The sequence below is a fragment of the Variovorax sp. 10N420 genome (assembly GCF_056394705.1).
The window spans coordinates 503,442-530,045 of the sequence record NZ_JBFTIJ010000001.1 but is presented as its reverse complement, the minus strand read 5'-3'; the positions used below and the strand labels follow the sequence as shown (position 1 = coordinate 530,045).

Here is a 26,604-nt window from a genome sequence, read left to right as displayed (position 1 = left end):
CTAGAGACCGAGATAGGCACGGCGCACTCGATCGTCTTCGAGCAGCTCCGCGCCGGTCCCTTCGAGCGTCATCGATCCGTTTTCCAGGACGTACGCCCGCTGGCAGAGTTCGAGCGATTCGACGACGTTCTGCTCGACCAGCACCACGCTCAGGCCGCTTTGGTGCAGCGATGCGACGACATCGAACATCTGCCCCGTGAGCGCCGGTGAGAGTCCGAGCGAGGGCTCGTCGAACATGATCAGCGAGGGGTTCGCCATCAATGCGCGGCCGATGGCGAGCATCTGCTGCTCGCCGCCCGACAGCGTCCCCGCACTCTGGGTGCGACGTTCGGCAAGCTTTGGAAAACTGGCGTAGACACGCTCGAAATTGCGTGCCTTGTCCGCGCGCGCACGATTCAGCACGGCGCCGAGCCGCAGGTTCTCTTCGACCGAGAGGCTGGGGAAGATCTGCCGTCCTTCAGGCACCTGCGCAATGCCCAGCTCACAGACTGCCGGGCTCGATGAGCCGGCGATCTCCCGTCCATTGAATCGGATGCTGCCCGAGCGCACCGGCGTCATGGCGGCAATGGCGCGGATCAACGTCGTCTTGCCCGCGCCGTTGGCGCCGACGATGGAGACGATCTCGCCGGGCAGAATGTGGAAGCTGACGCCGCTGAGCGCCTGGGCCTCGCCATAGAAGGCTTGCAGGTCGGTGACTTCGAGCAGGGGTGCGGGACTGCTAGTGGTGCTCACGCTGAGCCTTTCGTCCGAGATAGCTTTCGATGACACGCGGGTCCTGCGTGACTTCGTCGGGTTTGCCTTGCGTGACCAGTTCGCCGTGATGCAGCACCACGACATGGCTCGCCACCGACATGAGGATGCGCATGACGTGCTCGACCAGCATGATCGTGAGCCCGCCTGCATTGAGTTCGCGCAGTACGTCGATGATGGCGTTGGCTTCGCTGGGACGCAGCCCCGCCATCACTTCGTCGAGCAGCAGAAGCTTGGGTTTCGTCGCCAGCGCCTTCGCGAGTTCGAGCATCTTGCGATCCGGCAGCGTGAGGTGAACCGCCAGCACGTCGAGCTTGCGGCCGAGTCCGACGCGCCGCAGTGTCTGCGCGGCGACTTCGCGCGCTTCGTTCAAGGTCGGCGCGTGCAGAAGTGCGCCCACGGTGGCGTTCTCCAGCACAGTCATCTCCAAAAGCGGGCGCACGACCTGGAAGGTGCGCGCCACGCCGCGTTTGCAGACCTGCTCCGGCACGAGCCCGGTGAGGCCCTGGCCTTCGAATAGGACCGAACCTGCAGTGGGAGCCTGTGCGCCCGCGATCATGCTGAAGCAGGTCGTCTTGCCGGCGCCGTTCGGACCGATGAGGCCGACGATAGAGCCGGGCTGGACGTCGAAGCTGACGTCGTTGACCGCAGTCAGCCCCGTGAAGCGCTTGGTGAGCCCGCGCACGCTCAGGAGTGCGTCGCTCATTGCGTGGCCTCCGCGGCTGCGGCAGGCGCTGCCGGCGCTGCCGGAATCTTGGCGCTCTGCGCATCGCGCCCGCTCAGGCGCCGCGCCAGCGATGCAATGGCCGGCGACATGCCGTTGGGCAAAAGCCCGATGACCACCAGCACCAGCACGCCATAGATCAGCGTGTTGAAGCCGAAGATGTTCATGTTCTGCGCCAGCTGGTTCGAGAATTCGGTGACCGGGATCACGAAAATCGCTCCAAGGATCGGACCCAGCAAAGTGCCGAGCCCGCCGAGGATCGGCCCGACGATCATTTCGATCGAGAAGTGCATGCCCATGATGGTTTCCGGGAACAGGCTGCCGTTGAAGAGGGCATAGAAGGAACCCCCGACGCTGGTCATTGCCGCGCTGATCATCACCGCGACGATCTTCAGGCGAAGCGCCGGCACGCCGATGGCACGCGCGGCATCCTCGTCTTCGCGGATGGCACGCCAGAGGTAACCCAGTCGCGAGCGCGTCAGGGCGGTGCACAGCGCCAGCGCGAGGGCGCACAGCGCCAGGAAGGCGAAGTAGTAGAAGGTCGTGCCGCCGCGCAGCGTCAGCAGCGGATGGCCATCACCCACGGTCTTCAGAAAGTACCCGCCGTTGCCGCCGACGAAGCTCCAGTTCTCGAACACCATGCGGCCCATTTCCGCAAAGGCGATCGTCAGCAGCGTGAAGTAGATGCCGCGCACCGCGAATCTGAAGCCGAGCCAGGCGACGATGGCGCCGGCTGCCGAGCTCAGCACGATGCCCACTGCAATGCCCAGCCAGGGCGATACGCCGAAGGTGCCGATGGCGACGGCTGCCGAATATGCGCCAATGCCCGCGTAGAGCGCATGGCCGAGTGATAGCTGGCCGACGAAGCCCATCATGAGATTCCATGCCTGTCCGAAGAATGCGCACATCAGCACGAGGGTCAGGAGCGACAGGTGCGAGTCGCCCACCACCAGCGGCAGCAGCGCGAGCGCGACAAAGCACAGCGCCACGGGCAGCAATGCGCGAAGGTGCCAGCGATTCATCGACGCCTCCCGCCGAAAAGGCCTTCAGGACGGACGAGCAGCATGACGATCAGCAGTCCATAGGAGATCATGGATTTCATGGCCGGGTTGATGAGCAATGCGGCCAGGCTTTCCGACACGCCGATGAGAATGCCGCCGACCAGCGCCCCGACCAGGCTACCGAGGCCGCCGATGATCACGGTGATGAAGGCCACCATCGTGAAGCCCTGTGCCAACGTGGGTTGCACGTCGAAGATGGGCGCCACGAGCGCGCCCGCTGCACCGGCGCAGGCGAGCCCGATGCCCGCGGTGACCGCGTAGACATGCTTGACCCGAAGACCGATCGCCTGCGCGCCCACCTGGTTGTCGGCCGCGGCGCGGATCGATGCGCCCGTGAGCGAGAAGCGCAGGTAGGCCAGCAGCAGCGCGATCAGCAACAGCGCCGCGGCGCCGCCCTGCAGCCGCACCATGTCCAGCCGCAGCGCACCGAGCTTGACCACTTCGAAGTTGGCCGGCGAACTGATGCTGCGTGTATCCGGACCGAAGACCATCAGGTGAATGCCCGTGATGACGAACGCCAGGCCGATGAAGAGGATGAACTGCACATGGTGCGGCCTGCGGATGAAGCGATTCACGAAGGTCGCCTGGAGCAGGTAGCCCAGTCCGAACATCGCCACCGCCGCGATGGGCATCGCGACCCACGGCGGCAGCGCGAACGCAGTCCACAGCGCATAGCCGAGGTACATGCCGATGACGACCATTTCGCCGTGCGCGAAATTCACGATCTTCATCACGCCGAACATGATGGTCAGCCCCAGCGCGACGAGCGCGTAGATGAGGCCGATGAGCACGCCGCCGGCCACGACGTTTGCATAGAGGTCGAACATGGGGCTTGCCGCGGGATCAGCGCTGGTCGAAAGGCCGCATCGGGAAGTTCGGCGCTGCGACGGCGATCTCCTTCGGGCCGACGACGATCGGCGCGCCATTGCGGTTCTGCAGCATCACGACGCCGATGTTCGGGTTCTGCCCCTTTTCGTTGAAAACGATCGGGCCGCCGAACATCACGTGATCGGTGATGTTCGTCGTCTTGAGTGCCGCATGCAGGGCGGCCGGCTCCGAGGACTTCGCGCGCTTGACTGCATCGGCGACGATCTCGACCGCTTCGAAGGAGAAGCCCACGTTGAGTTCGAAGCGCTGGCCCTTCTCGGTACGCTCGTAGCGCTCGACCAGCGCCTTGGCGCGCGGGTTCTGCGGGTTGTACCAGGGGACACAGATCATGTAGTCGTCGCCGTACTTGCCCACTGCATCCGTGAAGGCGCGCTCATAGGGGCCGGCGCTGCCCGGGCCGATGATCGCCATCGGATTGAAGCTCTGCTTGACGGCTTCGCGCACGATCATGATGGCGTCGTTCACGCGAGTGAGCGGCAGCAGCAGGTCCGCGCCGGTTGCCTTCGCCTTGGCGACTTCGACGGACAGGTCCTTGGCTTTGACGTCGTAGCCGATCTTGGCAACGATCTGGATCGGCACGCTCTGCTTTTCCCAGAGCGCGGAGACGCCTGCCAGCGCGGCCTGGCCGTAGGTGTCGTTCACATAGAGCAGCACGGCTGTCTTCGGCGGCTTGGCCGAGGAAGCGGCGAGTTCCTTGATGCGCACCACCGCGTTCTCGATCAGCGAGGTCACCGGGGTGAAGTTGCGAAAGACTTGCGTGAAGCCCTGCTCGGTGATCTGCGGCGCCGATCCGATGTTGATCACCAGCGGCACCTTTGCGGCTTCGGCGGCCTGAGCGGCGGAGATCGTAGCGCCGGTGTCCCATGCGCCGATGAGCACCGAGCAGCCGGCACGGATCAGCTTTTCAGCCGCGACCCGGCCGTTCTCCGGCTTGGATTCGGTGTCGGCGAACATCAGTTCGAGCTCCGGCCCGCCTTGCTCCTTGTTGATGAGCGCGCCGAACTCGATCCCCTTGCGCGCAGCCTGGCCTGAGGACGCGTAGACACCGCTGGTCGGGAGCAGTACGCCGACCTTCGTGGGGGTCGCGGCGCGTGCCGAAAGAATGGGCAGCGCGCCCGCGGCGGCCGTGGCGGCCGTCAACTGGACGACTTTTCTGCGGGTGAAGAGGGGAGCAGTCATTGGGGCTTTCTTGGGGCTGGGGGTTGAGGGGAGGGGGAAGGGGAGGGGCGTTGCGGCAGTGGCTTGCCGCCGTTTCACTTGAGGAGGTCGCGCAGCCAGGCCTGGCACTGGTCTGCACCTTCGAGGGGCCAGTCGACGCTGATCGTCCTGTCGGGCTGGCGCACCTCGATGCGGATGAAGCGGCCGGGGCCCGCGAGGGGGGCCGAACGATTTGGTTTGTTGCCAGTCAGGCGTGACCACCATGTCGATTCGTTGCGGGGCTGTGATTCGGCTGCTGCTACTGGCTCGCTGGCGAAACCGGGAGCCGGCTTTGCGGCCGACGTGACGGCTGCCGGTGCTGGTGTTGCAACCGATGCTGCTGTGGGTGCCTTTGCCACTACAGGCGCCGGCGAAACCCCGCCGTCGATTCGCGCGGCGAGATTGGCGCCGAACTCTTCCCACATGCGGTCGGCCTTGGTCTTCATCACGCTCAGGCCGAACGTGCCCAGACGGCCAAGCACGTCGACCTGCACCTTGGTGCGCAACTCCGTGCCGCCCTCGGCCGTCGGTGTCAGGAATATCTCGCTCTGCTGCTTCAGCGAACTCGCGACCGATGCGTCTTCGCCAGTGCCCTCGGCGCGCAGATAGGTCGGCGCGCGCTGTTCGACGATGGTGGTGCGCAGCTTGAACTTGGCGTTGATGAACGCGATCTTCACGTGCATCAGCGCCACGTATTCGACGTCGCTCACGACATCGATGGACTTCATGCCCGGCACGCAGCCGCCCATGACTTGCGGATCGAGCAGCAGCGCCCATACGCGCTGCGGCGATGCCGCAACGGTCAGTGTCTTTTCAATTTCCACGCATCTTCTCCGCGGCGGTCAGGATGGATTCGACGATCTGCGTGTAGCCCGTGCAGCGGCAGAGATTGCCGTTGAGGCCATGCCGCACTTCGTCGGAAGTTGGGTCGGGGTTGTTCTTCAGCATGGCGCACGAGGTCATGAGAAAGCCCGGCGTGCAGTAGCCGCACTGCAGGCCGCCGCATTGCATGAAGCTCTCCTGCAGCGGGTGCAATGGCGCGTCCTTGCCGTTCCCTCCGATATCTCCGGTGCCTCCGAGGCCCTCGACCGTGCTGATCTCGCGCCCCCGGACTTGCACCGCAAGCATCAGGCAGGACTTGACGACTTCGCCATCGACCAGAACGGAGCAGGCACCGCAGATACCGGTCTCGCAACCGCGCTTGGTGCCGGTCAGGTGGAGGTCGTCGCGCAGAAAGTCAGAGAGCAGCCGGCGTGCGGGAACGTCGACGCTGCAGGCCTCGCCATTGACGGTGCATTCGATGCGGTGCTGGCTCATTGCATGGCCCCTTCATGAAGATCGATGCCGAAGAGTTCGGCGACGGTGCGGCGCGCGACGACCCGCACCATGTCGCGGCGGAATTCCGCCGAGCCGCGCGCGTCGGACACGGGTTCGATGTCGCTGGCCACGATGTCCGCGACTTCGGCCGCGATGTCGGACGTGACCGTGCGGCCTTCCAGGAAAGCCTCCGCGCGACGCAACCGCGTCGGGATGGGCGTCGATGCACCCACGGCGATTCGCGCTTCGCGGCACAGAGCACCATCGCGCTGCGCTACGAAGGCGACGCTGGCAAGCGGCCGATGCTCGGCTGCCGTGCGAAGGAAGCGCGAGTACACGCCGGAGCTGTCCGCCACGAGCGGCGGCACACGAATTTCGACGACCATTTCGTCGGGCTCCAGTGCGGTCACGTAATAGTCGACAAGGAATTCCTCGATGCTGAGAACGCGCTCGCCGCGCGCGCTGCCCAGCACCACCTTGGCGTCGAGCGCCATCAGGCAGCCGGGCGGATCGGTCGAAGGATCGGCATAGCAGAGGTTGCCGCCGATGGTTCCCTGGTTGCGCACCTGCGGATTCGCGACGCGCGACGCCATGCTCGCGAGCATCGGAAAGTGCGCGCGCACGAGGGCCGAGTTGGCGACATCCGTGTGCCGCGAGAGGGCGCCGATGCGCAGGCCGTTCCGCTCATCGAAGGCGATGCCGCGGAGCTGCTCGATGCCGGCGAGCGAGACCAGGTGCGTAGGCGTCAGCATGCGCTGGCGCATGCCGAGCATCAGCGCGGTGCCGCCCGCAATCGCGCGGCAGTCGTCGCCGAGGTCGGCGAGCATGCGGCTGGCCTCCTCGACGGAGGCCGGTTCGAGGTAATCGAAATCACGCATGGCTGATTTCCTCCCTTGGGGTTTGTGCGCGCAGTGCGGCCAGGATCTTCTGGGGGGTGATGGGCAGATCGGTGATACGCACGCCGACAGCGTCGAAGACAGCGTTCGCAATGGCCGGTGCGCCGGGGAGGATGGCGGTCTCGCTCGCACCCTTGGCGCCGTAGGGCCCGTTCGGGTCGTTCGATTCGACGAAGCCGCCTCGCAGCAGCGGCACCGCGTCGGCCGTCGCCATCGTGTAGTCGGCGAAGTTGCCGTTCATCAAACGGCCGCCATCGAGCTGCATCTGTTCGTACAGCGTCCAGCCGATGGCCTGCGCCGTCGCTCCGTTGGTCTGGCCGTGGACGGCGATCGGGTTGAGCGCCTTGCCGCAGTCGTCGGCGACATAGCTGTCGACCACGGTGACCTGACCCGTCTCGGTGTCGACTTCGACTTCGACGGCTTGGGCAGCGAACGAATAGGCGGGGGCGATGTTGCCGTACACCTTGTCGTCGTGCATGACGGTCTTGGCGTCCCAGGTGCCGCTGACCTGGATGCCTTCGCCACCATGCGTCCAGACGTGGAGCTTGGCGAGTTCGGCAATGGTCGCGCGGCGCTCGGGTGCATCCGCGACGAACACGGCGCCGCCGGCGATCTTCAGTTGTTCAATGGGCACGCCCCATTTCTTCGATGCCAGCGCGAAGAGCTTGTCGCGTGCCATGCGGGCGGCGACGATGGCCGCGTTGCCCGCCGCAATGGTCACGCGTGAAGCGAGCGATCCGATGGCGATGGGCGATGTGTCGGTGTCCGGCGGCACCACGTACATATGGGCCAGCGGCAAATCCAGTTCGTGCGCGACCACCTGGCTCAACATGGTCATCGCGCCTTGGCCCATGTCGCACTCGCCGCTCATGATGAAGACGCGACCGTCCTCGTTGACTTTGACGATGACCGTCGAGCCGTCCCAGTTGCCGATGGTGCGGTTGCCGCTGACGTGCATCGCCGCCGCCATGCCGACGCCTCGGCGTTTCGGTCCGTTCGGTTTCGGTGCCGCACGCTTGGCTTCCCAGCCGATCGCCTGCGTCGCCTGGTCGATGCACTCCACGAGCCCGGTGCTGCCGATGTGCCAACCATGGACGGACACTTCGCCCGCGCCGATGGCGTTGCGCTTGTGAATGGCCACCGGGTCGAGACCCAGCATGCCGGCCATGGTGTGGATGTGGCTGTTGAGCGCGAACTGCATCTGCGTGCCGCCGAATCCGCGGAAGGCTCCGTGCGGCGGGTTGTTGGTGTAAACCAGCGTGGCATGCGAGCGCACATTGGGGTTGCGGTGCATGTTGTCGCTGCGCATGGCGCTCACGTGCATCACTTCGCCGGAGAGCCCGCTGTAGGCGCCGCATTCCGCGACGATGCGCACGTCCTTGGCCACGATCAGGCCGTCGCGGTCCATGCCCAGCTTGAGCGTGATGCGCTCCGGCACGCTCGAACAGGCCGCGAGGAAATCTTCGAGACGGTTGTTGACCACCCGCACCGGTTTGCCCGTCTTCACGGCCAGCAGTCCGGCGATGAGGTTGTTGGCGTCTTCGACCATCTTTCCGCCGAAGCCACCGCCCGTGGTCGCCTGGATCACGCGGATGCTGGAAATCGGGCGCTCCAGCGCGGCGGCCAATCGAAGACGCGCCTGCGTGATCGATTGCGTGGAAGTCAACACCACGAGGCGTCCGTCAGGATCGACGCTGGCGACGGTGCCCATCGGCTCCAGGTAGCCGGGGTACTGCGCGTGCGTGTCGTAGGTGGCTTCGTGGGTCACATGCGCTGCCGCGAAGCCGGCTTCGATGTCGCCGCGCTCGAAGCGGATCTCGTGGGCGATGTTGTCGCGGCCCGGATGCACGCCAGGGGCTTCTTCGTCCATCGCCTCTTCGGGCGTGAGGATCGCGGGCAGCTCTTCGTATTCGACGCGGATCAAGTCCAGCGCATCGCGAGCGATCTCCTCGCTCGTTGCCGCGACTGCAGCCACTTCCTCTCCCGCAAAGCGCACGATGCCTTCGGCCAGAATGCGTCGCTCCTTGTGATGGACGCCCCACATGGCGCGTGGCGCGTCGGCGCCGGTCAGTACAGCCTTTACGCCCGGCAACGCAAGCGCTGGGGAGGCGTCGACCGAGACGATGCGCGCATGGGGGTAGGGACTTCGAAGCACCGCACCGTGCAGCATGCCGGCCAGCTTGATGTCGCCCGCGTACATCGCCCGGCCCAGCACCTTGGAGCGCGCCGTCACCTGCGGAATATCGGTTCCGAGTGTCGATGCGCCGGAGGCGGAAAGATCAGGAGGATTGCGCATGGTGAAGGTCCTCGGACGTGGCGGGCCTGCACCTCGAACAGCGCAGATGGATTCATTAGTGAAACAGTGATTCGCTAATGAATGGATATTGTCCGGGAACGTGTTGACGCATCAACTTGCTGTAAACGCCGATTGACGTTAGAAAATAAAGTGGTATGGCAGATAACACGTGACGGTCCGCCGCCAGGCCGCTGCACTTGGACCACAATGCGCGCCACATGACAGAAGAAAGCAAGACCATTCCAGCTCCCCCTGCCGATCGCTCGGCCGTTCCCGACGCGCAGCCCACCCCTTGGACCGACGTCGACGAAGCCGGCACCACCCTTACGGTGGACGCCTTCATCACAACCATGATGAGTCAGGTGGGCAATGCCCTGAGGCGCACGATCACGCTGCCGTACGCCGATCAGTTCGGCTTGTCGGTGTCCGAATGGCGCGTGCTGGCGCTCGTCGCGCACGCAGGCACTGTGGCCTTCAGCGACCTCGTCGTTCAGTCGACTTCAGACAAGGCACTTGTCAGCCGCACCCTCAAGCTCCTGGAGAGCCGGGCCTTGGTTCAGCTGAGTTCAGAGGGAAACACGCCGCGCAAGAAAGTCTTCTGCGCGATCACCCCCGAGGGCAAGAAACTGCACGCAGAGGCCATCCCCCTCGCGCGCAAACGCCAAGCCGCCGCCCTCCGCGTGCTGGCGCCGCCGGAGCGCGACGCCATGTACCGCGCCCTCATCAAGCTGCGCGATTACTGCCGCCAGGAAGAACAGGGAAAAGCCCCCCCCGACCGCCGCAAAGACGACACCCCCGACACCGATATTTAGAGGAACAGGCCGCCGGCCAAAGTCGTGAGCCGCCACGGAACCGGCTCAGCCGGGCCGTCAGCGGCGCCCCCCTTAGAGGGGGGTAGGCGAAGCGACACGAAGTGCGCGCAGCCTGGGGGGTTAGCTCCTGTATGTGTTGTCAGTCCGATCCAGCTTCCGAATCAGCGAAGGCCAGACGAAGGCACCGCCCATTCCCCCTGTCTGCACCTTCATCGCATGACCGACGCCTTCGACGATGCGCGGATCGACCTGCGTCAACTCACCGCCGCCAGCCTGCGCGGCGATCTGGATCTGGCATGTGTTCTCGAACGTGTACATGCTCAGGAATGCATCGGCGATGGTCTTGCCTACCGTCAGCAGACCGTGGTTGCGCAGCAGGAGGAAGTTGGCGTCGCCCATGTCGGCCTGCAGGCGCGGCTTCTCGTCGTCGCGGAAGGCCACGCCTTCGTAGTTGTGATAGGCCAGTGAGGCCAGCACGAAGGTGGACTGCTGGCTGATCGGCAGCACGCCGTTCTTTTGCGCGCTCACTGCAATGCCGGCGCGTGTGTGGGTATGCAGCACGCACTGGATATCTTCACGCGCCGCATGCACGGCGCTGTGAATCACGAAGCCCGCCGGATTGACGGGGTAGGGCGAGTCGATCACCTTGTTGCAGCTCTGGTCGACCTTGACCAGGCTCGACGCAGTGATCTCGTCGAACATCAGCCCATACGGATTGATGAGGAAGTGGTGTTCCGGGCCCGGCACACGCGCGCTGATGTGCGTGAAGACGAGATCGCTCCAGCCGTACAGCGCAACCAGCCGATAGCAGGCGGCAAGGTCGACGCGCAGCTGCCATTCTTCGGCGCTGACGAGCTTCTGGACTTCGGAGGGGGAGGTGGCGTTCATGGTGAGTCTCCTGGCGGGATCGGGTGACGTTGTGGAAATGGGTGCGGAGCTGCGCGATGTGCTCAGGCAGCGGCGGGCTCGGCCGACTTGTAGATGCTCTGGCGCGGCTGCGCCATCACACGCCGGAGCATCGGCTCGAATTCGCTGATCGGCAAGGTCTCGGCCTTGGCGTCGAACGCCGGGTTGTCATAGAGCTCGCAGAATTCGGCGGTGCGATCGAAATTCGGATGGCTGCGAAAGCTCTCGCGCATGTCGCGATCCAGCCCGATGTGATGGAAAAAGTAGTGGCCCTGGAAGATGCCGTGGTGCTGCACCATCCAGTGGTTTTCATCGCTCACGAAAGGCTTGAGGATGGCCGCGGCGATGTCGGGATGATTCATGGTCCCGAGCGTGTCGCCGATGTCGTGCAACAGCGCGCACACCACGTATTCATCGTCGCGGCCATCGCGCAGGGCGCGCGTGGCGGTTTGCAGAGAGTGCGAATAACGGTCGATCGGAAAGCCGCCGTAGTCCCCTTCGAGAATCTGCAGGTGCTTGATCACGCGACCCGGCAATCCGCCCGCGAACTGCATGAATTCGCCGCCGATCAGTTGCCAGTCTTCCCGCGTGCTGTCTTGCATGCGGGTGAAATTCGCTCTTGCGTTCATCGTGTCGTCTCCAGTGGTGTGCAGCGTGTGTGAGGCACTGTAGACCTCGGCTTGCCGCCAAACTGTCGTAAATTTGACAGTCGAAGCCCCTGGTAAACCCCTTACGCCTGAACTCCTGACGTCCTGAACTCTCCCCATGCCTTCGAAAGCCCGTCCGCGCGCAGCAGTCGGAGATCGCTCCGCCATCGAAGCCAACCCATGGTTCGCATCGATGCCTCGGGCGCAGCGGGACGCGCTGCTCGGCGCGGCCGAACTGATCCACCTCCGGCGCGGCGCGATGGTGATACGCCAGGGCGACCCGGTGCATGTCGCGGGCGCGGGCTTCTATGGGCTGGTGTCCGGCACGATCAAGATTTCGACACTGCGGCAAGACGGCCGCGAAGCCATTCTTGCGGTGCTCGAACCGGGCAACTGGTTCGGCGAAATCAGCTTGATCGACGGCTCCCCGCGCACCCACGATGCGACGGCGCTTTCTGCCATCGATCTGCTCGTGGTGCCTTATGAGACCTTCGCGCGGCTGATGCAGGGCGCCGTCTTTGCAGGCGCGATCGCCGCATTGCTCGCAAGCCGCGTGCGGGGGCTTTACGCGCTGATGGAAGACGCCACGTTACGCGGCCTGCGTGCGCGTGTGGCGCGGCGGTTGGTGGCGTTCGCGCACGGCGACGCCACGCAGTCGCCCATCGCGCGGCGGCATTTGACGCTGCCTCAGGAGGCTTTCGCGATGATGCTGGGCGTCACGCGGCAGACGCTGTCGAAAGAACTCAACGCCCTGGCGCGCGACGGCGTGATCGCGCTGGGCTACGGCCGCATCGAACTGCTCTCGCTCGACGAACTGCAAAGGCTCGCCGGCAGCGTCTGAGCGCCTGAGCGTTTCTCGGCATCAACGCAGGATGCGGCCTTCTTTCGTGATGCTCACGAGATCGATGTTGCGCGCCGTGTCGTGCAATGCCGGGCGCAGGTTGATGCGGAAGCCGCCGACGTCGTAGTCGGTCATGCCGGCCATCACGCGCTGCAAGGTCGCGGGCGTGAAGCCCTTGCCGGCGCGGCGAACTGCCTCGCCCGCGGCCTTCGCGGCAATGAACCCTTCAAGCCCTTCGTAGGACGGCGACTGGTCCGAGTTGTCGACCGCGTCCAGGTACTCCTTGACAATCGGGATGGCCGAGGGGCGCGGCGACGGCACGACCTGGGAAATCACGATGCCGCTCACGTCCTTGCCGAGCGCCGTGTAGAGCGGGTCGATGCCGACGATCGAGAAGGCCATGAAGGTGCCGAAGTAGGAGCTCTTTCGCAGCTTGCGAACCACGTTGGCGGTGGTGCCCGAAAGCGATACCAGCACGATGGCTTGCGGCGTCTGCTTCTGCACCGCCTGGAGTCCCGCGTCGAGGTTATCGCCGTTCGGGTGTACCAGCGCGCTCGCGACCAGCGGAGGAAGCTTGAGATCGGCCAAAGCCTGCTGCACGGCGGCCAATCCGGCACGGCCCATCGCGTCGTCATCGCCGATCAGCGCAATGCGCGACTGTCCGACCGCGCCGCATTGACGCACGATCTTCACGGCCTCGTCGGCCATGCTGGGTCGGACATGAAAGACGTTGGGGAAGCTCGATCCGCGCAGGTTGTCGGCGGCGGCAAAGGGCGCGAAAAGCACCGCGCCTTGCTGGGTCGCGACGGCGGCTGCGGCGTCGCTGCTGGCCGTCCCGACGAAGCCGAAGAGCATGTCGGCCTTTTCGGTGGAGAGCAGCGTTTTGGCATTCGCGGCGGCGCGCGTGGCGTCGTAGCCGTCGTCCAGCTGGAGCAACTTGATCTGCAATCCGCTTGCCGCGTTGTTGTCGTTGAACTGATTCGCGTAGAGCTTGGACCCCGCAGCGAATGCCAGTCCGATCTCGTTGGCGGCGCCCGTCAGCGGAACCGATTGCCCAAGGATCACGGTGCGTGGCGCCGTGGCAGGAGCGGGAGGGCGCTGGCCCGCCTGCTGCGCGTGGCTTGCGCCCGCGGCCCAGACGCCGGAACCGAGCCAAAGCGTGGCGCCGGCCTTGCCTATCCAACTCCTGCGCGTGAGTGCCATGTGAAACCCTTTGTTGTAAGTCCTCGAAAAATGTAGCAATGTGTCTGTCGCATCCAAAGGGATTACTTCACGGGATTTGCCTCCGTTCAGACACCGGGCGCACCTGCGCGTCCAAATGTCCATAAGAACCGTCGGATGCTGTTAACTTTTGTATCGCTCCTGTGGCTTTTTGCACAGGGGTAAACAAGGCCCCGCTGTCAAGATTCGCAGTGGACCGGAATGCATCCGGCAAGACGAAATGAAGCCAAAGCTCACTGAGAATTCAGCAAACCCAACGGATGTCGCCCTGCTCGAAAGCGCGCTTCTTGCCATCGAGAAAGTCCTTGCGCATGCCGACAGCAACTCGCAAGAAGCCCCGTACGAAGCTGACGGCTCGCAAGCCGCGGCCAACGTCTGCCTGAGCGCCGCCGCAGCGCTCGTCGATGTGAGCCGCACGCTGATCAACGCGCGCCGCCAAAGCGTGTCGCAAGACAGCGAGCGCGAGTGGGAAGCGATGATCACCTACACCAAGATCGCCAGCCGATCGGCGCACCGCGCCGCGTTGATGATGGCGGCGCAGCAAAGCGCCCAGGCGGCGCACTATGCGGAATCTGCTGAACCTGGGGAACCTGCCGAGCCGGCAGACACCGGGGAGCATTCGGTGTTCGCCGCATTGAGCGGCTGAAAGACTTCGCTCAGACGCGCTCGAACACCACGTCCCAAACGCCATGGCCCAGCTTGAGGCCGCGGTTCTCGAATTTGGTCAGCGGGCGATAAACCGGCTTCGGCGCATAGGCTTGAGCCGTATTGCGCAGGAGCGGCTCTTGGGAGAGCACTTCGAGCATCTGCTCGGCATAGGGTTGCCAATCGGTGGCGCAATGCAGATAGCCGCCGGGCGCCAGCCGATCCGCCAGCTTGCGGACAAACGGCGGTTGAATCAGCCGTCGCTTGTTGTGCCGCGTCTTGTGCCATGGGTCCGGAAAGAACACATGCACACCGGCAAGCGTCGCTGGAGGCAGCATGTGGTCGATCACGTCGACAGCATCGTGCGCGCAGATGCGAATGTTTTGCAGGCCGTGCTCGCCGATGCGCTTGAGCAGCGCGCCGATCCCGGGCTCGTGCACTTCGCAGCACAGGAAGTTCTTCTCGGGCATCAGGCCGGCGATGTGCGCGGTGGCCTCGCCCATGCCGAAGCCGATCTCGAGGATGGTCGGTGCCTTGCGGCCGAAAGCGGCTTCGAAATCCAGCGGCTCTGCCTTGTACGGCAGCAGGAACTGCGGGCCGAACTGCTCGTACGCGCGCGCCTGGCCTTCCGTCGTGCGGCCGCCCCGCTTGACGAAGCTTTTGAGGCGGCGGTGCAGCGGGTGCGCTTCGCCAGTGGGTTTGTCGCCAGCGTTGTCGTCGGGCGAGTCGGGGGGGAGGTCGATGGAGGGGCTGATCACGGCCGCGCATTGTAGAGATCGCGCCACTGCGGGATCCAGAGCGCGAGCGCGACGGCCGGGGACGAGGCTGCCGTCGCGCGCAGGCCGAGCACGCGTGCTGCCGCATCCAGAGCTGCCAACGCATCTGCGGGCGTGTCGGTCCGCAGCGGCGCCGCACCGTTCTGCTTGGAGAGCTTGTCGCCGTCGGCACCGCGCACCAGCGGCGTGTGCAGATAGGTGGGCGTCGGCACGCCGAGTGCCCGCTGCAGCAGGATCTGGCGCGCCGTGTTGTCCGCAAGATCTTCGCCGCGCACGACGTCCGTCACGCCTTGGTCGGCATCGTCGACGACGACCGCGAGCTGATAGGCCCAGGGTCCGTCCGCTCGCTTGAGGACGAAGTCGCCTACTTCGCGCGTCACGTCCTGCTGCTGTGTGCCGAGGCGACGATCGCGCCAGCGCATGGGTTCGTGCGCGGGCGATCCCTCGAACTTGGCGGTCGCGAAGCGCCATGCGCGCGCCGGCTTTCCATGCAGGCTGCCGCGGCACGTGCCAGGGTAGACGCGCTCTGCATGGCGCGCATGCACGACGCCACGCCGCGCCAGCGCATCGTCGATGTCCTTTCGGGAGCAGCCGCACGGGTACACCAGGCCCGCTGCCTGCAACTGCTCGAACGCCCGTTGGTAAAGCGCCGTTCGCCGTGTCTGCCACACCGGAGGCTCGTCCGGCAGCAGGGCGCAGGCAGCCAGTTGCGACAGGATGACTTCGCCCACGCCCGGGAGACACCGCTCGGTGTCGGCGTCCTCGATGCGCACCAGCCAGCGCGCCTGCGGCCCGCGCGCTCGCACGTCGAGCCAGCTCGCGAGCGCGGCCACCAGTGAGCCGGCGTGCAAGGGTCCGGTGGGAGATGGGGCGAACCGGCCGATCCGGGTCATGACCTCGGCACGAGGATCAGGCCAGCTTCAGCGCCAGGGTGAGCCCCGACAGGAATGCATCTTCGACGCGATGGCCCGTGCACCAGTCGCCGGCCACGCCGATGCCGGCCTTGGCATCCCACAGGTGCGGCTTGCCCACTGGGACCTGGGTCTGTGCCTCGGGCCAGCAACGGGCTTGCGCATGCGAAGGCTCGGCGCGGATGCCGGTGATTTCGGCAAAGGCGCGAAGCAGCTTGGCTTCGACGCGCGAGGGTTCGTCTCGCAAATGCTCTTGCGACCACGCCGCGCTCGCCTGGACGGTCCAGCGCTCGATGCGGTCGCGGCCGGGCTTGGACGATTCGCGTGCCAGCCAGGCCACGCGATGGTGGTTGCTGCGCGCAGCATTCCACTGGGGGCCGAGGTGCGACAGCGTGGGCTGGTTGGCCTGCGGGAAAGCGATCATCAGCGTCCAGCACGGCGCGATGCGAACCGGGTCGATCTTCTGGCTCAGCTCGGAGGAGAGCCGGCCGTCGCTCAGCAACTCGCGAGCGCGGGCCGGCGGCACCGCCAGCAGCACCGCATCGAATCCGGAGTAAACGTGCTGCGAATCGTCGCTGCCCGAGGTCCGGAGCTGCCAGCGCTTCGCGTCCAGCGCGTCACGTTCGATGCGCGTGACCTGCGTCTGCGAGATGAGCGAGTCTCCCAGCGGCGCGGCCCAAGCGCTGGCGAGGGCGTCCATGCCGGGCTGCGCGACCCAGTGCTTTTCCATGCCGGGGAGGGCGGCTTCGGCGACGCGGCCGTGCGGATCGAGTACGCGCACGAGGTTGGCGCTCCAGGGCTTGCAGATCTTGGGCGCCGTCTCGAGCGCGCGCGCAAAACGCGGATCGCGCACGGTGAAGTACTGCGCGCCGCTGTCGAAGCGGCCGAAGGGCGTCGACACGCTCGCCATGCGGCCCCCGGCTCCTGCTTCTCGTTCGAAGAGGGTGACGCGGTGGCCCGCCTGCAGCAGCGTGCGGGCGCACGCCACGCCGGCAATGCCCGCGCCGACGATGGCGAAGTGGCGCGGTGTGGGTCGGTGGCGGTCGGCAATGGGTCGGATGGTCATGACAGTCTCATTGATGTGTGGCAGGCAAGGCACTCTAACCGGGTTGGCGGCCTCATCAGCGGGCGCCTTTCATTTGCTGCGATGGCGCTCGAGGAGCGCGACCCGGCTGCCTTCGTGTTCGAACTGTTCGAGCCACCATTGCAGCGCGCGCCCGGGCTTGCCGGCCGTGCGGACGCGCCAGGCGCAATGCATGGTGGCAAGCGGCGGGACGCGCTCGGTCTTTCGTTCGACCAGATGCCCGGCTTCGATGTAAGGCCGGGCCATCGGCTCGGGCAGAAAGCCTCCGCCCAACCCATGCAACTGGGCTGCCAGTTTGGCTTGCATGGTCGGCACGGTCAGTACGTCCTGCCCTCCGACCAGGTTGACGGTCATGCTCGGCCCGGCGCGCGACGAATCCGCAGCGGCCACGGCGCGGTGCTGGCGCAGCACCTCATCGCTCAAGGGCACTTCGATGCGCGCCAGCGGATGATGCGGAGCCACCGCATAGACGAATGGAAGCTCGCCCAACGGCCGACTGCGAATGCCCGTCGCCGTGAACGCGAGGCTCGCCGCATCGAGCACGGCGCCGACGGCGAGATCGGCTTCTCCGCTCGTCAGCGCTTCGATCGTGCCCAACAGCGTTTCGTCCCGCAGCTTCAGCCGTGTGGGCGGCTCGAGTGCATAGAAGGCGCCGACGAGGTCGAGCAGTGGATCACGCGCGATGACGCTGTCGACCGCAATCGTGAGCATCGGCTCCCAGCCTGTCGCGACCCGCTTGACGCGATTGGCGACGGCATCGATCTCGCCAAGCAGACGGGTGCCTTCGCGCAGCAACTCGACGCCGGCTTCAGTCACGCGGGCCTGGCGGGCGCTGCGGTCGAAAAGCAGCACATCGAGCGCGTCTTCGATCAGGCGCACCCGGTAGCTCAACGCGCTCGGAACCAGGTTGAGGGACCGCGCCGCTGCGGCGAAGCTCCCGGTGCTCGCCACCGTCTGCAGCATGGACAGCGCGTCGGGTGTCAGGACGTCACGGGCGGTAGGCATGATGGCCGATCGATCAAAAAAATTGAATGATGCCATCAAACGCCATTGCTTTTGGCCGCCATCGCGAGCCCTAAAGTTCTTCACATCCGCTGCGCACAGGGCGCGGCATGAAGAAGGCCCTTCAAGGGCAGGAGTCAAGCAAATGTTGCAAGTCCGTAAATCCCAGGAACGCGGTTATGCCGACCATGGCTGGCTGCGCTCCTTTCACAGTTTTTCGTTCGCCGGCTATTACGATCCCGAGCACATGGGCTTCGGCAACCTGCGTGTGATCAACGAAGACCGCGTGGCGGCCGGCGCCGGGTTCGGCACCCATGGTCACAAGGACATGGAAATCATCAGCTACGTGCTTTCAGGCGAGCTCGCACACAAGGACAGCATGGGGAACGTCGAGTCCATCCCGCCGGGCGATGTCCAGCGCATGAGCGCCGGACGCGGTGTGATGCACAGCGAGTTCAATCACAAGGCCGACGAGACGACGCACTTCCTGCAGATCTGGATCGAGCCGAACGTGCGCGGCATTGAACCGGCCTATGAGCAGAAGACATTCACGGAAGCGGAAAAGCGCGGCAAGCTGCGCCTGGTCGCTTCGCCGGATGGCGCGGAAGGTTCGGTGCTCGTGCATGCCGATGCGCGGCTGTTCGCAGGCCTGCTCGATGGCGAAGAAAAAGCAGGCCTGGCGCTCGACCCGAAGCGCAAGAGCTACGTGCACCTGGTGCGCGGCGAACTCGAAGCCAACGGCACGAAACTGACCACCGGCGATGCCGCTCTCATCCAGGGCGAATCGCAACTCACGCTCAGCGCTGGCAAGGACGCCGAAGTGCTGGTGTTCGATCTCGCAGCCTGAGCCGGCGAGTTTTCAGTCTCTCGATTTATCTTTCAGTTTTTCAACAGAGGAGTCTTCCGATGAATACCACCACCGCATCCACCTACGCCGCTCCGGCCTCCACGGCCGCCGCGCAAGACACGCTGGCGCTGATCGGCCGCGTGCTGATGGCGCTGCTTTTCATTCCGGCCGGCTTCGGCAAGCTCACTGGCTTTGCAGGCGCCGCCGGCTACATCGCTTCGGCCGGATTGCCGTTGCCGCAACTGGGCGCGGCAATTGCGATCGTGGTTGAACTTGGCTTGGGCATCATGCTGCTGGTCGGCTTCAAGTCTCGGCTTGCGGCGATCGTGATTGCTGTGTTCACCGTCGCGGCCGCGATCTTCTTTCACAACTACTGGGCCATGCCTGCCGAGAAGGCTTACGTGAACCAGCTGATGTTCTTCAAGAACCTCTCGATTGCCGGTGGCCTGCTGCTCATCGCCGCCTTCGGCCCGGGCCGTTTCAGCATCGACAAGCGCTGATCGGAGCTGCCCAGATGCCCGATATCGTCGTTGTCTTCCATTCGGGCTACGGCCACACGCAGCGCGTCGCGCAAGCGGTGGCCGACGGCGCTGGCGCGCACCTGCTCGCCATCGATGCCGACGGCAATCTCCCGGCCCAGGGCTGGGAAATGCTGGCCGCGGCGGACGCGATCATCATGGGATCGCCGACCTACATGGGCGGCGTCAGCTGGCAGTTCAAGAAGTTCGCGGATGCGTCGTCCAAGGTCTGGTACGTCCAGGGCTGGAAGGACAAGCTCTTCGCGGGCTTTACCAACAGCGGCACCATGAACGGCGACAAGGACGCCACGCTGACCTACCTGTGGCACCTTGCCATGCAACATGGCGGCTTGTGGGTCAGCCTCGGCATCATGCCCAGCAGCGACAAAGCCGCCAAGCGCGATTCGATCAACTATGTCGGCGGTTACAACGGCTTGCTGACGACTTCGCCCACCGACGCAAGCCCGGCTGAAATGGCGCGCGGCGATCTCGAAACCGCGATCAAGTTTGGCGAACGCGTGGCGGAAGTGGCAACATCACGCCGCTGAACAACCGCCCGAACCTGGAGAACTTTCGATGACCGCCACGCTGCTGCTGCAACCCCATGACAAGGATTTGGGCGGGGGCTTCAAGGTCCGGCGCCTGTTGCCGGCGGCAAAGCAACGGTCGGTCGGGCCTTTTGTGTTCTTCGATCATTTCGGTCCCGCGACCGAAGTGCCGGGTTCCGAGCACGATGTGCGGCCGCATCCGCATATCGGGCTGTCGACCGTCACCTATCTCTTCGAGGGCGCGATGATGCATCGCGACAGCCTCGGCAGCGTCCAGGAGATTCGCCCCGGCGCGATCAACTGGATGACGGCGGGGCGGGGCATCGTCCACTCCGAACGCAAGCCCGAGCGACTGCTCGGATCGACCTACGAAAACCACGGCCTGCAACTGTGGGCCGCGTTGCCGCAGGCCCACGAAGAAGTCGAGCCAAGCTTTGCGCACACGGCGGCGGAAGACATTCCTTCGCTCCATGTGCAAGGGGTGAAGGTCCGTGTGCTGGTGGGTGAGGCGTTCGGCGCACGTTCGCCCGTTGCGACTTTGTCGAAGACCATCTATCTCGATCTGGCATTGCCTGCTGGGGCGCGCTTCGAGTTGCCCGCTCTCGCGCCTGAACTTGCGATCTACCCGGTCGACGGCGACGTCTCCATCGATGGCGAACCGGTGGAGCAACACACCATGGCCAAGTTGGCTGAAGGCGAAGGCGCCGTGCTGACGACGCAGGGTGCCGTCCGCGTGATGGTTATCGGCGGCGAGCCACTCGACGGGCCGCGCTTCATCACCTGGAACTTCGTGTCGAGCCGGCGCGAGCGCATTCTCGAAGCGGGCGCGGACTGGGCGGCTCAACGCATGGGCCACGTACCGGGCGAGACTGAATTCATTCCGCTGCCCGGCCATCCGTTCCAGGTGCAGGCGCCGCCGGATACCGGCACGACGCCGGTCTGATAGGCCTCAGCGCTTGTTTGCGATGTCCGGGTCTTCAGCGGCTCGGGCGCTCGCGCCGCTTGCGCGCGCCTTCAGATCCGGCGACAACGATTCACGGCCATCGAAGACGAAGCACTCGCCCTGGTAGTGCGCGCCGCCCACCTGCTCGAAATACTTGAGGATGCCGCCTTCCAGCTGCAGCACATCGGCGACGCCGACTTCCCGCATCAGGATCGCCGCCTTCTCGCAGCGAATGCCGCCGGTGCAGAAGCTGACCACGGTCTTGCCCGCGAGCTCTTCGCGGTGCTTCTGCAAGGCCTTCGGAAATTCGGTGAACTTGTGAATGCGCCAGTCGATGGCGCCTTCGAAGCTGCCGTAGTCGACCTCGAAGGCATTGCGCGTATCGAGCAGCGCGACCGGCTTGCCCGCATCGTCGTGCCCCTGGTCGAGCCATCGCTTGAGCGTCGGCGCGTCCACCCCCGGCGCGCGACCGGCGGCGGGCTGGATGGCAGGGTGGTCCATGCGGATGATTTCGCGCTTGAGCTTGACCAGCATTCGGCGAAAAGGCTGGCTGGCGGACCAGCTTTCCTTGGCCTCCAGATCGGCAAAGCGCGAATCGGCTCGCATCGACGCCAAAAATTCGTGCACCGAATCCGGCGCCCCCGCGAGAAAAAGGTTGATCCCTTCGGGCGCGATCAGGATCGTGCCCTTGAGCCCGAGCGCGTGGGTGCTCGTCCGAAGTTTTTCACGCAGTTCTGCGGCGTCGTCAATCGGTACGAACTTGTAGGCCGCGATATTCAAAATCTCTTGCACGGGGCGGGATTGTAGGGAGGTAGCGCTTTCTACAATGCACGGATGTTCGTTCACCTGCGCCTGCACACCGAGTTTTCCGTCGTCGACGGCACCAACCGCATCGACGAAGTCGTCAAGGCCGCCGCCAAGGATGGTCAGCCTGCACTGGCGATCACCGACCTCAATAATCTGTTCGGCGGGGTCAAGTTCTACAAGGAAGCGCGCGGCAAGGGCGTCAAGCCCGTGCTGGGCGCCGAGGTTTTCGTCGAAGGTTTCGGCGCCGATCCTGGCGCGCTCACACGCATCGTCCTGCTGGTGCAAAACAAGCAGGGCTACCTCAATCTCTCCGAACTGCTCGCGCGGGCCTGGACGCAGAACGTCGGTCGCGGGCAAGCGCAGGCCGCCTGCAAGCTGGCGTGGCTGGAGGAACTGCAGGGCGGTTTGATCGCGCTTTCAGGCGCGTTGGCCGGGCCGCTCGGTGCGCCGCTGCTGCAGGGCAAGGCCGAACGCGCGGCGGAGGTCGCGCTTCAATTGGCCGGCTTGTTTCCGCATCGCTTCTACATCGAGATTCAGCGTGCCGGCCGGCCCGAGGACGAGCCGCACGTGGTGGCCGCAGTGCAACTCGCCGCGCGGCTCAAGCTGCCGGTGGTCGCCACGCATCCCGTGCAATTCGCGACGGCCGAAGACTACGAGGCGCATGAGGCGCGCGTCTGCATTTCCGAAGGCGAGATCCTGGGAAATCCGCGCCGGGTGCGCAAGTTCACGCGCGAGCAGTATTTCAAGTCGTCGGCGGAGATGGAGAAGCTCTTCGCCGACGTGCCGAGCGCCATTGCCAATACGGTCGAGATTGCCAAGCGCTGCAATCTGACGCTCGTGCTCGGTAAGCCGCAACTGCCGAATTTCCCGACGCCGAACGGCATGCCCATCGAGGAATACTTTCGGGTCGCTTCGTTCGAAGGCCTGGAAGAGCGGCTCGCGCATTTGTACCCCGACGCCGGCAAGCGCGATGCCGAGCGGCCGCGCTATGTGGAGCGCCTCGAATTCGAGATCAACACCATCCTGAAGATGGGGTTCCCCGGCTACTTCCTGATCGTGGGCGACTTCATCAACTGGGCCAAGAACAACGGCTGCCCGGTCGGGCCAGGCCGCGGTTCGGGTGCCGGCTCGCTCGTCGCCTACGCGCTGAAGATCACCGACCTCGACCCGCTCGAATACAAGCTGCTGTTCGAACGTTTCCTGAATCCCGAGCGCGTCTCGATGCCTGACTTCGACATCGACTTCTGCCAAGGCAATCGCGACCGGGTCATCGACTACGTCAAGGACAAATACGGCCGCGATGCCGTGAGCCAGATCGCCACGTTCGGAACCATGGCCGCCCGCGCCGCCATCCGCGACGTGGGCCGCGTGCTCGACATGAGCTACATGTTCTGCGATGGCATCAGCAAGCTCATCCCGAACAAGCCGGGCATGTCGGTCACGCTGCAATACCCGCCGAGCCCGAAGGTGGAGGGCGACAAGAACAACTACGCCATCGAGATGGAGCCGCAACTCGCCGCACGCATCGAGAAGGAAGAAGAAGTCCGCACGCTGGTCGAGCTGGCGCAGAAGCTCGAAGGCATGACCCGCAACATCGGTATGCACGCAGGCGGCGTGCTGATCGCGCCGGGCAAGCTCACCGACTTTTGCCCGCTGTACCAGCAGCCCGGCAGCGATTCGGCCGTGAGCCAGTACGACAAGGACGATGTCGAGGCTGTCGGCTTGGTGAAGTTCGACTTCCTGGGGTTGGCGACGCTCACGATCCTGGAGATTGCGAAGGAATTCATCATCAGGCGCCACAAGGGCCAGGAAAACTTCGCCTACGAGAACATCCGGCTGGACGACGCGCACACCTACAAGCTGTTTGCGGACGGTTTGACCGAGGCCGTGTTCCAGTTCGAATCGCGCGGCATGCAGGGCATGCTGAAGGACGCGCGGCCGACGCGTCTTGAAGACCTGATCGCGTTGAACGCGCTGTACCGTCCGGGCCCGATGGACCTGATTCCGAGCTTCGTCGCGCGCAAGCACGGGCGCGAGCCGGTCGAATATCCGCATCCGCTGGTGGCGGACATGCTCTCCGAGACCTACGGGATCATGGTCTACCAGGAACAGGTGATGCAGACCGCGCAGATCCTCGGCGGCTACTCGCTTGGCGGCGCCGACTTGCTTCGCCGCGCGATGGGCAAGAAGAAGGCCGAGGAAATGGCCGAGCACCGCGAGATCTTCCGCAAGGGTGCCGCCAAGAATGGCATCGACCAGAAGAAGGCCGACGAAATCTTCGACTTGATGGAGAAGTTCGCGGGGTATGGCTTCAACAAGTCGCACGCGGCCGCCTACTCGCTGCTGGCCTATCACACGGGTTGGCTCAAGGTGCACTACACCGCCGAGTTCTTCTGCGCCAACATGACTGTCGAAATGGACAACACCGACAAGCTCAAGGTGTTGTTCGAGGACGCGCAGAAGAATTTCGGCATGACCTTCGAGCCGCCGGACGTGAATCGCGGCAACTACCGCTTCGAGCCGGTCAACGACAAGGTGATCCGCTATGGGCTCGGTGCCGTCAAGGGCACGGGCCAACTGGCCGTCGAGTCGGTCGTCAGGGCGCGTGAAGAAGGCGGGCCGTTCAAGAGCCTCTTCGACTTCTGCGTTCGCGTGGACCGGCAACGCATCAACAAGCGCACGGTCGAGGCGCTGATCAAGGCCGGCGCCTTCGATTCATTGCAGCAGAACCGCGCTTCGCTGATTGCTTCGCTCGACCGCGCCTTCGAGTTTTCCGCTGCGACCGAGGCCAATTCGGCGCAGGTGGACATCTTCGGAGACAGCGAGCACGGCTCGGCAACGCAAGAGCCCGATCTGATCGACGCCACGCCGTGGGGCGTGAAGGAGCGGCTGACCTACGAGAAGACGGCAATCGGCTTCTACTTGTCGGGGCATCTTTTCGATGAGGTCGCGCATGAAGTGCGGCGCTTCTGCAAGCGGCAGATCGACGACCTCATCGACAGCCGCGAGCAGCAGGTGATCGCGGGCATCGTGAGCGACTTCCGCGTGATCAACGGCCAGCGCGGCCGGCTGGCGATCTTCAAGCTGGACGACAAGTCGGGCTCGATCGAAGCAACGGCCGACGAGGCACTCTGCAACAACAACCGCAACGTTCTCAAGGAAGACGAGCTGGTCATCGTGAGCGGGCGCCTTCAGCCCGGCCGCGGTGGCTTCGAGGCGCGCTTCCAGGTCATGCAGGTGTGGGACTTGGCGGCGGCGCGCTGCCGCTTCGGAAAATATCTGCGCGTGGCAGTCAATGGCAAGGCGCCGGACATCGCGCGGCTGGTACGGGAGTTTCCGCCGCGCACCGAGCAGAGCGAGCACGGGGAACTGCAGCAAGGGCTGGGGGTTCGGCTGTCGATGGCGCGCGGCGGCGCGCAGGTCGAACTGCAATTGGGCGAGCGCGCGAAGTTCTTTCCGACCGACGCGGCGCTTGCGAGCTGGATGGCGCAGGCCGAGGCCGGCAAGGCGGCCGTCGTGTACGAATAAGAGACCAGTGCGGGATCAGTGGCCTTCGTGGCCGCTGTGAGCTCCATGACCGCCGTGGTCCTGATTGCCTTGATGACCTTGGTGGGTGGTTGGCTCGCGTGCGTTGACCGCACGTGAGTCTGCCGTCGGGGCCCGACTGCGCACAGCCTCTGGGAGCTCGCCCGTGTATTCCCTGGCAAGCGTGCCGGCGGGATGCTTGAACCACCCTGGATCGCGATAGTCGCCCGGCTTCTGGTTGTCGCGGACCTTGACCACGCTGAACATGCCGCCCATGCCGATGGCACCGAATGGACCGGTGCCGGTCATCATCGGCAACGTGTTGTCCGGCAGCGGCATTTGCATCTGCGCCATGTCGTGCATTCCGCGGTCGCCCATGTGCATGTAGTCAGGGATGAGCCGCGTGATCTTCTCGGCGACGCCGCGGCCGTGGACACCGAGCATGGTGGGCACGTCGTGGCCCATGGCGTTCATCGTGTGATGCGACTTGTGGCAGTGGAAGGCCCAATCCCCGGCGGTTGCATTGAATTCGAAGGCTCTCATCTGCCCGACCGCTACGTCAGTCGTCACCTCGGGCCAGCGGGCAGACGGCGGCACCCAGCCGCCATCGGTGCCGGTGACCTCGAAATGGTGTCCGTGGAGGTGCATCGGATGGTTGGTCATCGTGAGATTCCCGACGCGGATGCGCACCCGGTCGCCCGTCCTGGCGACCAGCGGATCGATGCCCGGAAACACGCGGCTGTTCCAGGTCCAGAGGTTGAAATCGAGCATGGTGTTCACCCTCGGCGTCGCGGCGCCGGGATCGATGTCGTAGGCGGCGAGCAGGAAGACGAAATCGCGATCGACCTTGAACATGTCCGGCTCCTTGGGGTGCACGATGAACATGCCCATCATTCCCATCGCGATCTGCAGGGTTTCGTCGGCGTGAGGGTGGTACATGAAGGTGCCTGGCTTCTGCAGGACGAACTCATAGACGAAGGTCTTGCCGGGTGCGATCGCCGGTTGCGTCAGCCCGGTCACCCCGTCCATCCCCGACGGCAGCAGCATCCCGTGCCAATGGATGCTCGTCGGCTCCGGCAGCCGGTTGGTCAGGAAGATGCGAACACGATCGCCTTCGACGGCTTCGATGGTCGGGCCGACGCTCGTGCCGTTGTAGCCCCAGAGATTCGCGTTCATGCCCGGCGCCAGTTCACGCACCACGGGCTCGGCGACGAGGTGAAACTCCTTGACGCCGCCTTTCATTCGCCATGGCAGCGACCAGCCGTTGAGGGTGACAACGGGGTTGTAGGGGCGGCCTGTTTTCGGGACCAGCGGCGGCTGCGTGGCCGGCGACGGCTGGACGGGAGCTTCCGGCAGGGAGGCAGCACCGATGCGGCTCACGGCGCCCGTGCCCAGCGCCGTCGCGCCGGCGGTGCGGAGAAAGTTTCTGCGGTTGTTCATTG

The 26,604-nt window shown here is 64.9% G+C and carries 26 protein-coding genes; 8 read left to right on the top strand and 18 right to left on the bottom strand.

Annotated elements, in window-relative coordinates; all coding sequences use genetic code 11:
* From AC1DEK_RS02455 to AC1DEK_RS02415, 9 genes are all read right to left on the bottom strand, one after another.
* The gene (locus AC1DEK_RS02455) at positions 1-732 is read right to left on the bottom strand and encodes an ABC transporter ATP-binding protein (protein ID WP_478123598.1); all 732 of its coding nucleotides are present in this window, start codon (positions 730-732) and stop codon (positions 1-3) included.
* Entirely contained in the window at positions 719-1,456 is a 738-nt protein-coding gene (locus AC1DEK_RS02450; protein ID WP_478123597.1) for an ABC transporter ATP-binding protein, read from the bottom strand. Before AC1DEK_RS02450 ends, AC1DEK_RS02455 begins: the two co-directional genes overlap by 14 nt.
* Positions 1,453-2,496 (bottom strand): branched-chain amino acid ABC transporter permease, encoded by a 1,044-nt coding sequence (locus AC1DEK_RS02445; RefSeq protein ID WP_478123596.1) that lies wholly within the window; start codon positions 2,494-2,496, stop codon positions 1,453-1,455. Before AC1DEK_RS02445 ends, AC1DEK_RS02450 begins: the two co-directional genes overlap by 4 nt.
* Positions 2,493-3,362, bottom strand: coding sequence for a branched-chain amino acid ABC transporter permease (locus tag AC1DEK_RS02440; protein ID WP_478123595.1), 870 nt, complete (start codon positions 3,360-3,362; stop codon positions 2,493-2,495). The genes AC1DEK_RS02445 and AC1DEK_RS02440 overlap by 4 nt, the downstream gene beginning before the upstream one ends.
* Positions 3,363-3,378: 16 nt before the next feature.
* Complete coding sequence (locus AC1DEK_RS02435; protein ID WP_478123594.1) at positions 3,379-4,602, bottom strand: ABC transporter substrate-binding protein; 1,224 nt, start codon at positions 4,600-4,602, stop codon at positions 3,379-3,381.
* Between the two features lie 74 nt (positions 4,603-4,676).
* On the bottom strand, positions 4,677-5,444 hold the full coding sequence (locus tag AC1DEK_RS02430; protein ID WP_478123593.1) for a CoxG family protein: 768 nt from the start codon (positions 5,442-5,444) through the stop codon (positions 4,677-4,679).
* The gene (locus tag AC1DEK_RS02425) at positions 5,434-5,937 is read right to left on the bottom strand and encodes a (2Fe-2S)-binding protein (protein ID WP_478123592.1); all 504 of its coding nucleotides are present in this window, start codon (positions 5,935-5,937) and stop codon (positions 5,434-5,436) included. Before AC1DEK_RS02425 ends, AC1DEK_RS02430 begins: the two co-directional genes overlap by 11 nt.
* The gene (locus AC1DEK_RS02420) at positions 5,934-6,815 is read right to left on the bottom strand and encodes an FAD binding domain-containing protein (RefSeq protein ID WP_478123591.1); all 882 of its coding nucleotides are present in this window, start codon (positions 6,813-6,815) and stop codon (positions 5,934-5,936) included. Before AC1DEK_RS02420 ends, AC1DEK_RS02425 begins: the two co-directional genes overlap by 4 nt.
* Positions 6,808-9,129 carry a xanthine dehydrogenase family protein molybdopterin-binding subunit gene (locus AC1DEK_RS02415; RefSeq protein ID WP_478123590.1) on the bottom strand — a complete coding sequence of 774 codons (2,322 nt, stop codon included), beginning with the start codon at positions 9,127-9,129 and terminating at the stop codon, positions 6,808-6,810. Before AC1DEK_RS02415 ends, AC1DEK_RS02420 begins: the two co-directional genes overlap by 8 nt.
* A gap of 218 nt (positions 9,130-9,347) precedes the next feature.
* On the opposite strand from AC1DEK_RS02415, the gene AC1DEK_RS02410 reads away from it, so the two are divergent.
* Positions 9,348-9,941 (top strand): MarR family winged helix-turn-helix transcriptional regulator, encoded by a 594-nt coding sequence (locus tag AC1DEK_RS02410; protein WP_478123589.1) that lies wholly within the window; start codon positions 9,348-9,350, stop codon positions 9,939-9,941.
* A gap of 120 nt (positions 9,942-10,061) precedes the next feature.
* Here AC1DEK_RS02410 and AC1DEK_RS02405 read toward each other — a convergent pair whose 3' ends face one another.
* Both AC1DEK_RS02405 and AC1DEK_RS02400 read right to left on the bottom strand, forming a co-directional pair.
* The gene (locus AC1DEK_RS02405; RefSeq protein ID WP_478123588.1) at positions 10,062-10,829 is read right to left on the bottom strand and encodes a class II aldolase/adducin family protein; all 768 of its coding nucleotides are present in this window, start codon (positions 10,827-10,829) and stop codon (positions 10,062-10,064) included.
* A 62-nt stretch (positions 10,830-10,891) separates the two neighbouring features.
* Complete coding sequence (locus AC1DEK_RS02400) at positions 10,892-11,476, bottom strand: HD domain-containing protein (RefSeq protein ID WP_478123587.1); 585 nt, start codon at positions 11,474-11,476, stop codon at positions 10,892-10,894.
* 136 nt (positions 11,477-11,612) lie between these two features.
* Between AC1DEK_RS02400 and AC1DEK_RS02395 the strand changes: the two genes are divergently transcribed.
* A complete protein-coding gene (locus AC1DEK_RS02395) occupies positions 11,613-12,335 on the top strand; it encodes a Crp/Fnr family transcriptional regulator (RefSeq protein WP_478123586.1) in 723 nt (240 codons plus the stop codon).
* 21 nt (positions 12,336-12,356) lie between these two features.
* Here the strand turns inward: AC1DEK_RS02395 and AC1DEK_RS02390 are convergent, their stop codons facing one another.
* Positions 12,357-13,538, bottom strand: coding sequence for an ABC transporter substrate-binding protein (locus tag AC1DEK_RS02390; RefSeq protein WP_478123585.1), 1,182 nt, complete (start codon positions 13,536-13,538; stop codon positions 12,357-12,359).
* Between the two features lie 238 nt (positions 13,539-13,776).
* Here AC1DEK_RS02390 and AC1DEK_RS02385 point away from each other — a divergent pair, with 238 nt between their 5' ends.
* Entirely contained in the window at positions 13,777-14,202 is a 426-nt protein-coding gene (locus tag AC1DEK_RS02385; protein ID WP_478123584.1) for a hypothetical protein, read from the top strand.
* Positions 14,203-14,212: 10 nt separating this feature from the next.
* Here AC1DEK_RS02385 and trmB read toward each other — a convergent pair whose 3' ends face one another.
* The 4 genes from trmB to AC1DEK_RS02365 all read right to left on the bottom strand — a co-directional run bounded on the left by trmB (position 14,213) and on the right by AC1DEK_RS02365 (position 17,977).
* A complete protein-coding gene (gene trmB, locus AC1DEK_RS02380) occupies positions 14,213-14,959 on the bottom strand; it encodes a tRNA (guanosine(46)-N7)-methyltransferase TrmB (RefSeq protein ID WP_478123583.1) in 747 nt (248 codons plus the stop codon).
* Entirely contained in the window at positions 14,956-15,870 is a 915-nt protein-coding gene (gene gluQRS / locus AC1DEK_RS02375; RefSeq protein WP_478123582.1) for a tRNA glutamyl-Q(34) synthetase GluQRS, read from the bottom strand. Before gluQRS ends, trmB begins: the two co-directional genes overlap by 4 nt.
* A 16-nt stretch (positions 15,871-15,886) precedes the next feature.
* Positions 15,887-16,954 carry an NAD(P)/FAD-dependent oxidoreductase gene (locus AC1DEK_RS02370; protein ID WP_478123581.1) on the bottom strand — a complete coding sequence of 356 codons (1,068 nt, stop codon included), beginning with the start codon at positions 16,952-16,954 and terminating at the stop codon, positions 15,887-15,889.
* Positions 16,955-17,023: 69 nt separating this feature from the next.
* Positions 17,024-17,977, bottom strand: a complete 954-nt coding sequence (locus AC1DEK_RS02365; protein WP_478123580.1) for a LysR family transcriptional regulator — start codon at positions 17,975-17,977, stop codon at positions 17,024-17,026.
* A 142-nt stretch (positions 17,978-18,119) separates the two neighbouring features.
* Here AC1DEK_RS02365 and AC1DEK_RS02360 point away from each other — a divergent pair, with 142 nt between their 5' ends.
* Genes AC1DEK_RS02360 through AC1DEK_RS02345 form a run of 4 tightly spaced genes read left to right on the top strand, consistent with a single transcriptional unit; the run spans position 18,120 to position 20,830 of the window.
* Complete coding sequence (locus AC1DEK_RS02360) at positions 18,120-18,821, top strand: pirin family protein (RefSeq protein ID WP_478123579.1); 702 nt, start codon at positions 18,120-18,122, stop codon at positions 18,819-18,821.
* Between the two features lie 59 nt (positions 18,822-18,880).
* Positions 18,881-19,321 (top strand): DoxX family protein, encoded by a 441-nt coding sequence (locus AC1DEK_RS02355; RefSeq protein WP_478123578.1) that lies wholly within the window; start codon positions 18,881-18,883, stop codon positions 19,319-19,321.
* 14 nt (positions 19,322-19,335) lie between these two features.
* A complete protein-coding gene (locus AC1DEK_RS02350) occupies positions 19,336-19,887 on the top strand; it encodes a flavodoxin family protein (protein ID WP_478123577.1) in 552 nt (183 codons plus the stop codon).
* Between the two features lie 28 nt (positions 19,888-19,915).
* Positions 19,916-20,830: a pirin family protein gene (locus AC1DEK_RS02345; RefSeq protein WP_478123576.1), complete on the top strand. Its 915-nt coding sequence runs from the start codon at positions 19,916-19,918 to the stop codon at positions 20,828-20,830.
* A gap of 6 nt (positions 20,831-20,836) precedes the next feature.
* On the opposite strand, the gene AC1DEK_RS02340 is transcribed toward AC1DEK_RS02345, so the two are convergent.
* Complete coding sequence (locus AC1DEK_RS02340) at positions 20,837-21,622, bottom strand: sulfurtransferase (protein WP_478123575.1); 786 nt, start codon at positions 21,620-21,622, stop codon at positions 20,837-20,839.
* Between the two features lie 42 nt (positions 21,623-21,664).
* On the opposite strand from AC1DEK_RS02340, the gene dnaE reads away from it, so the two are divergent.
* Positions 21,665-25,165 carry a DNA polymerase III subunit alpha gene (gene dnaE / locus AC1DEK_RS02335; RefSeq protein ID WP_478123574.1) on the top strand — a complete coding sequence of 1,167 codons (3,501 nt, stop codon included), beginning with the start codon at positions 21,665-21,667 and terminating at the stop codon, positions 25,163-25,165.
* Positions 25,166-25,180: 15 nt separating this feature from the next.
* Here dnaE and AC1DEK_RS02330 read toward each other — a convergent pair whose 3' ends face one another.
* Positions 25,181-26,602 (bottom strand): multicopper oxidase family protein, encoded by a 1,422-nt coding sequence (locus AC1DEK_RS02330; RefSeq protein WP_478123573.1) that lies wholly within the window; start codon positions 26,600-26,602, stop codon positions 25,181-25,183.
* Positions 26,603-26,604: the final 2 nt, after the last annotated feature.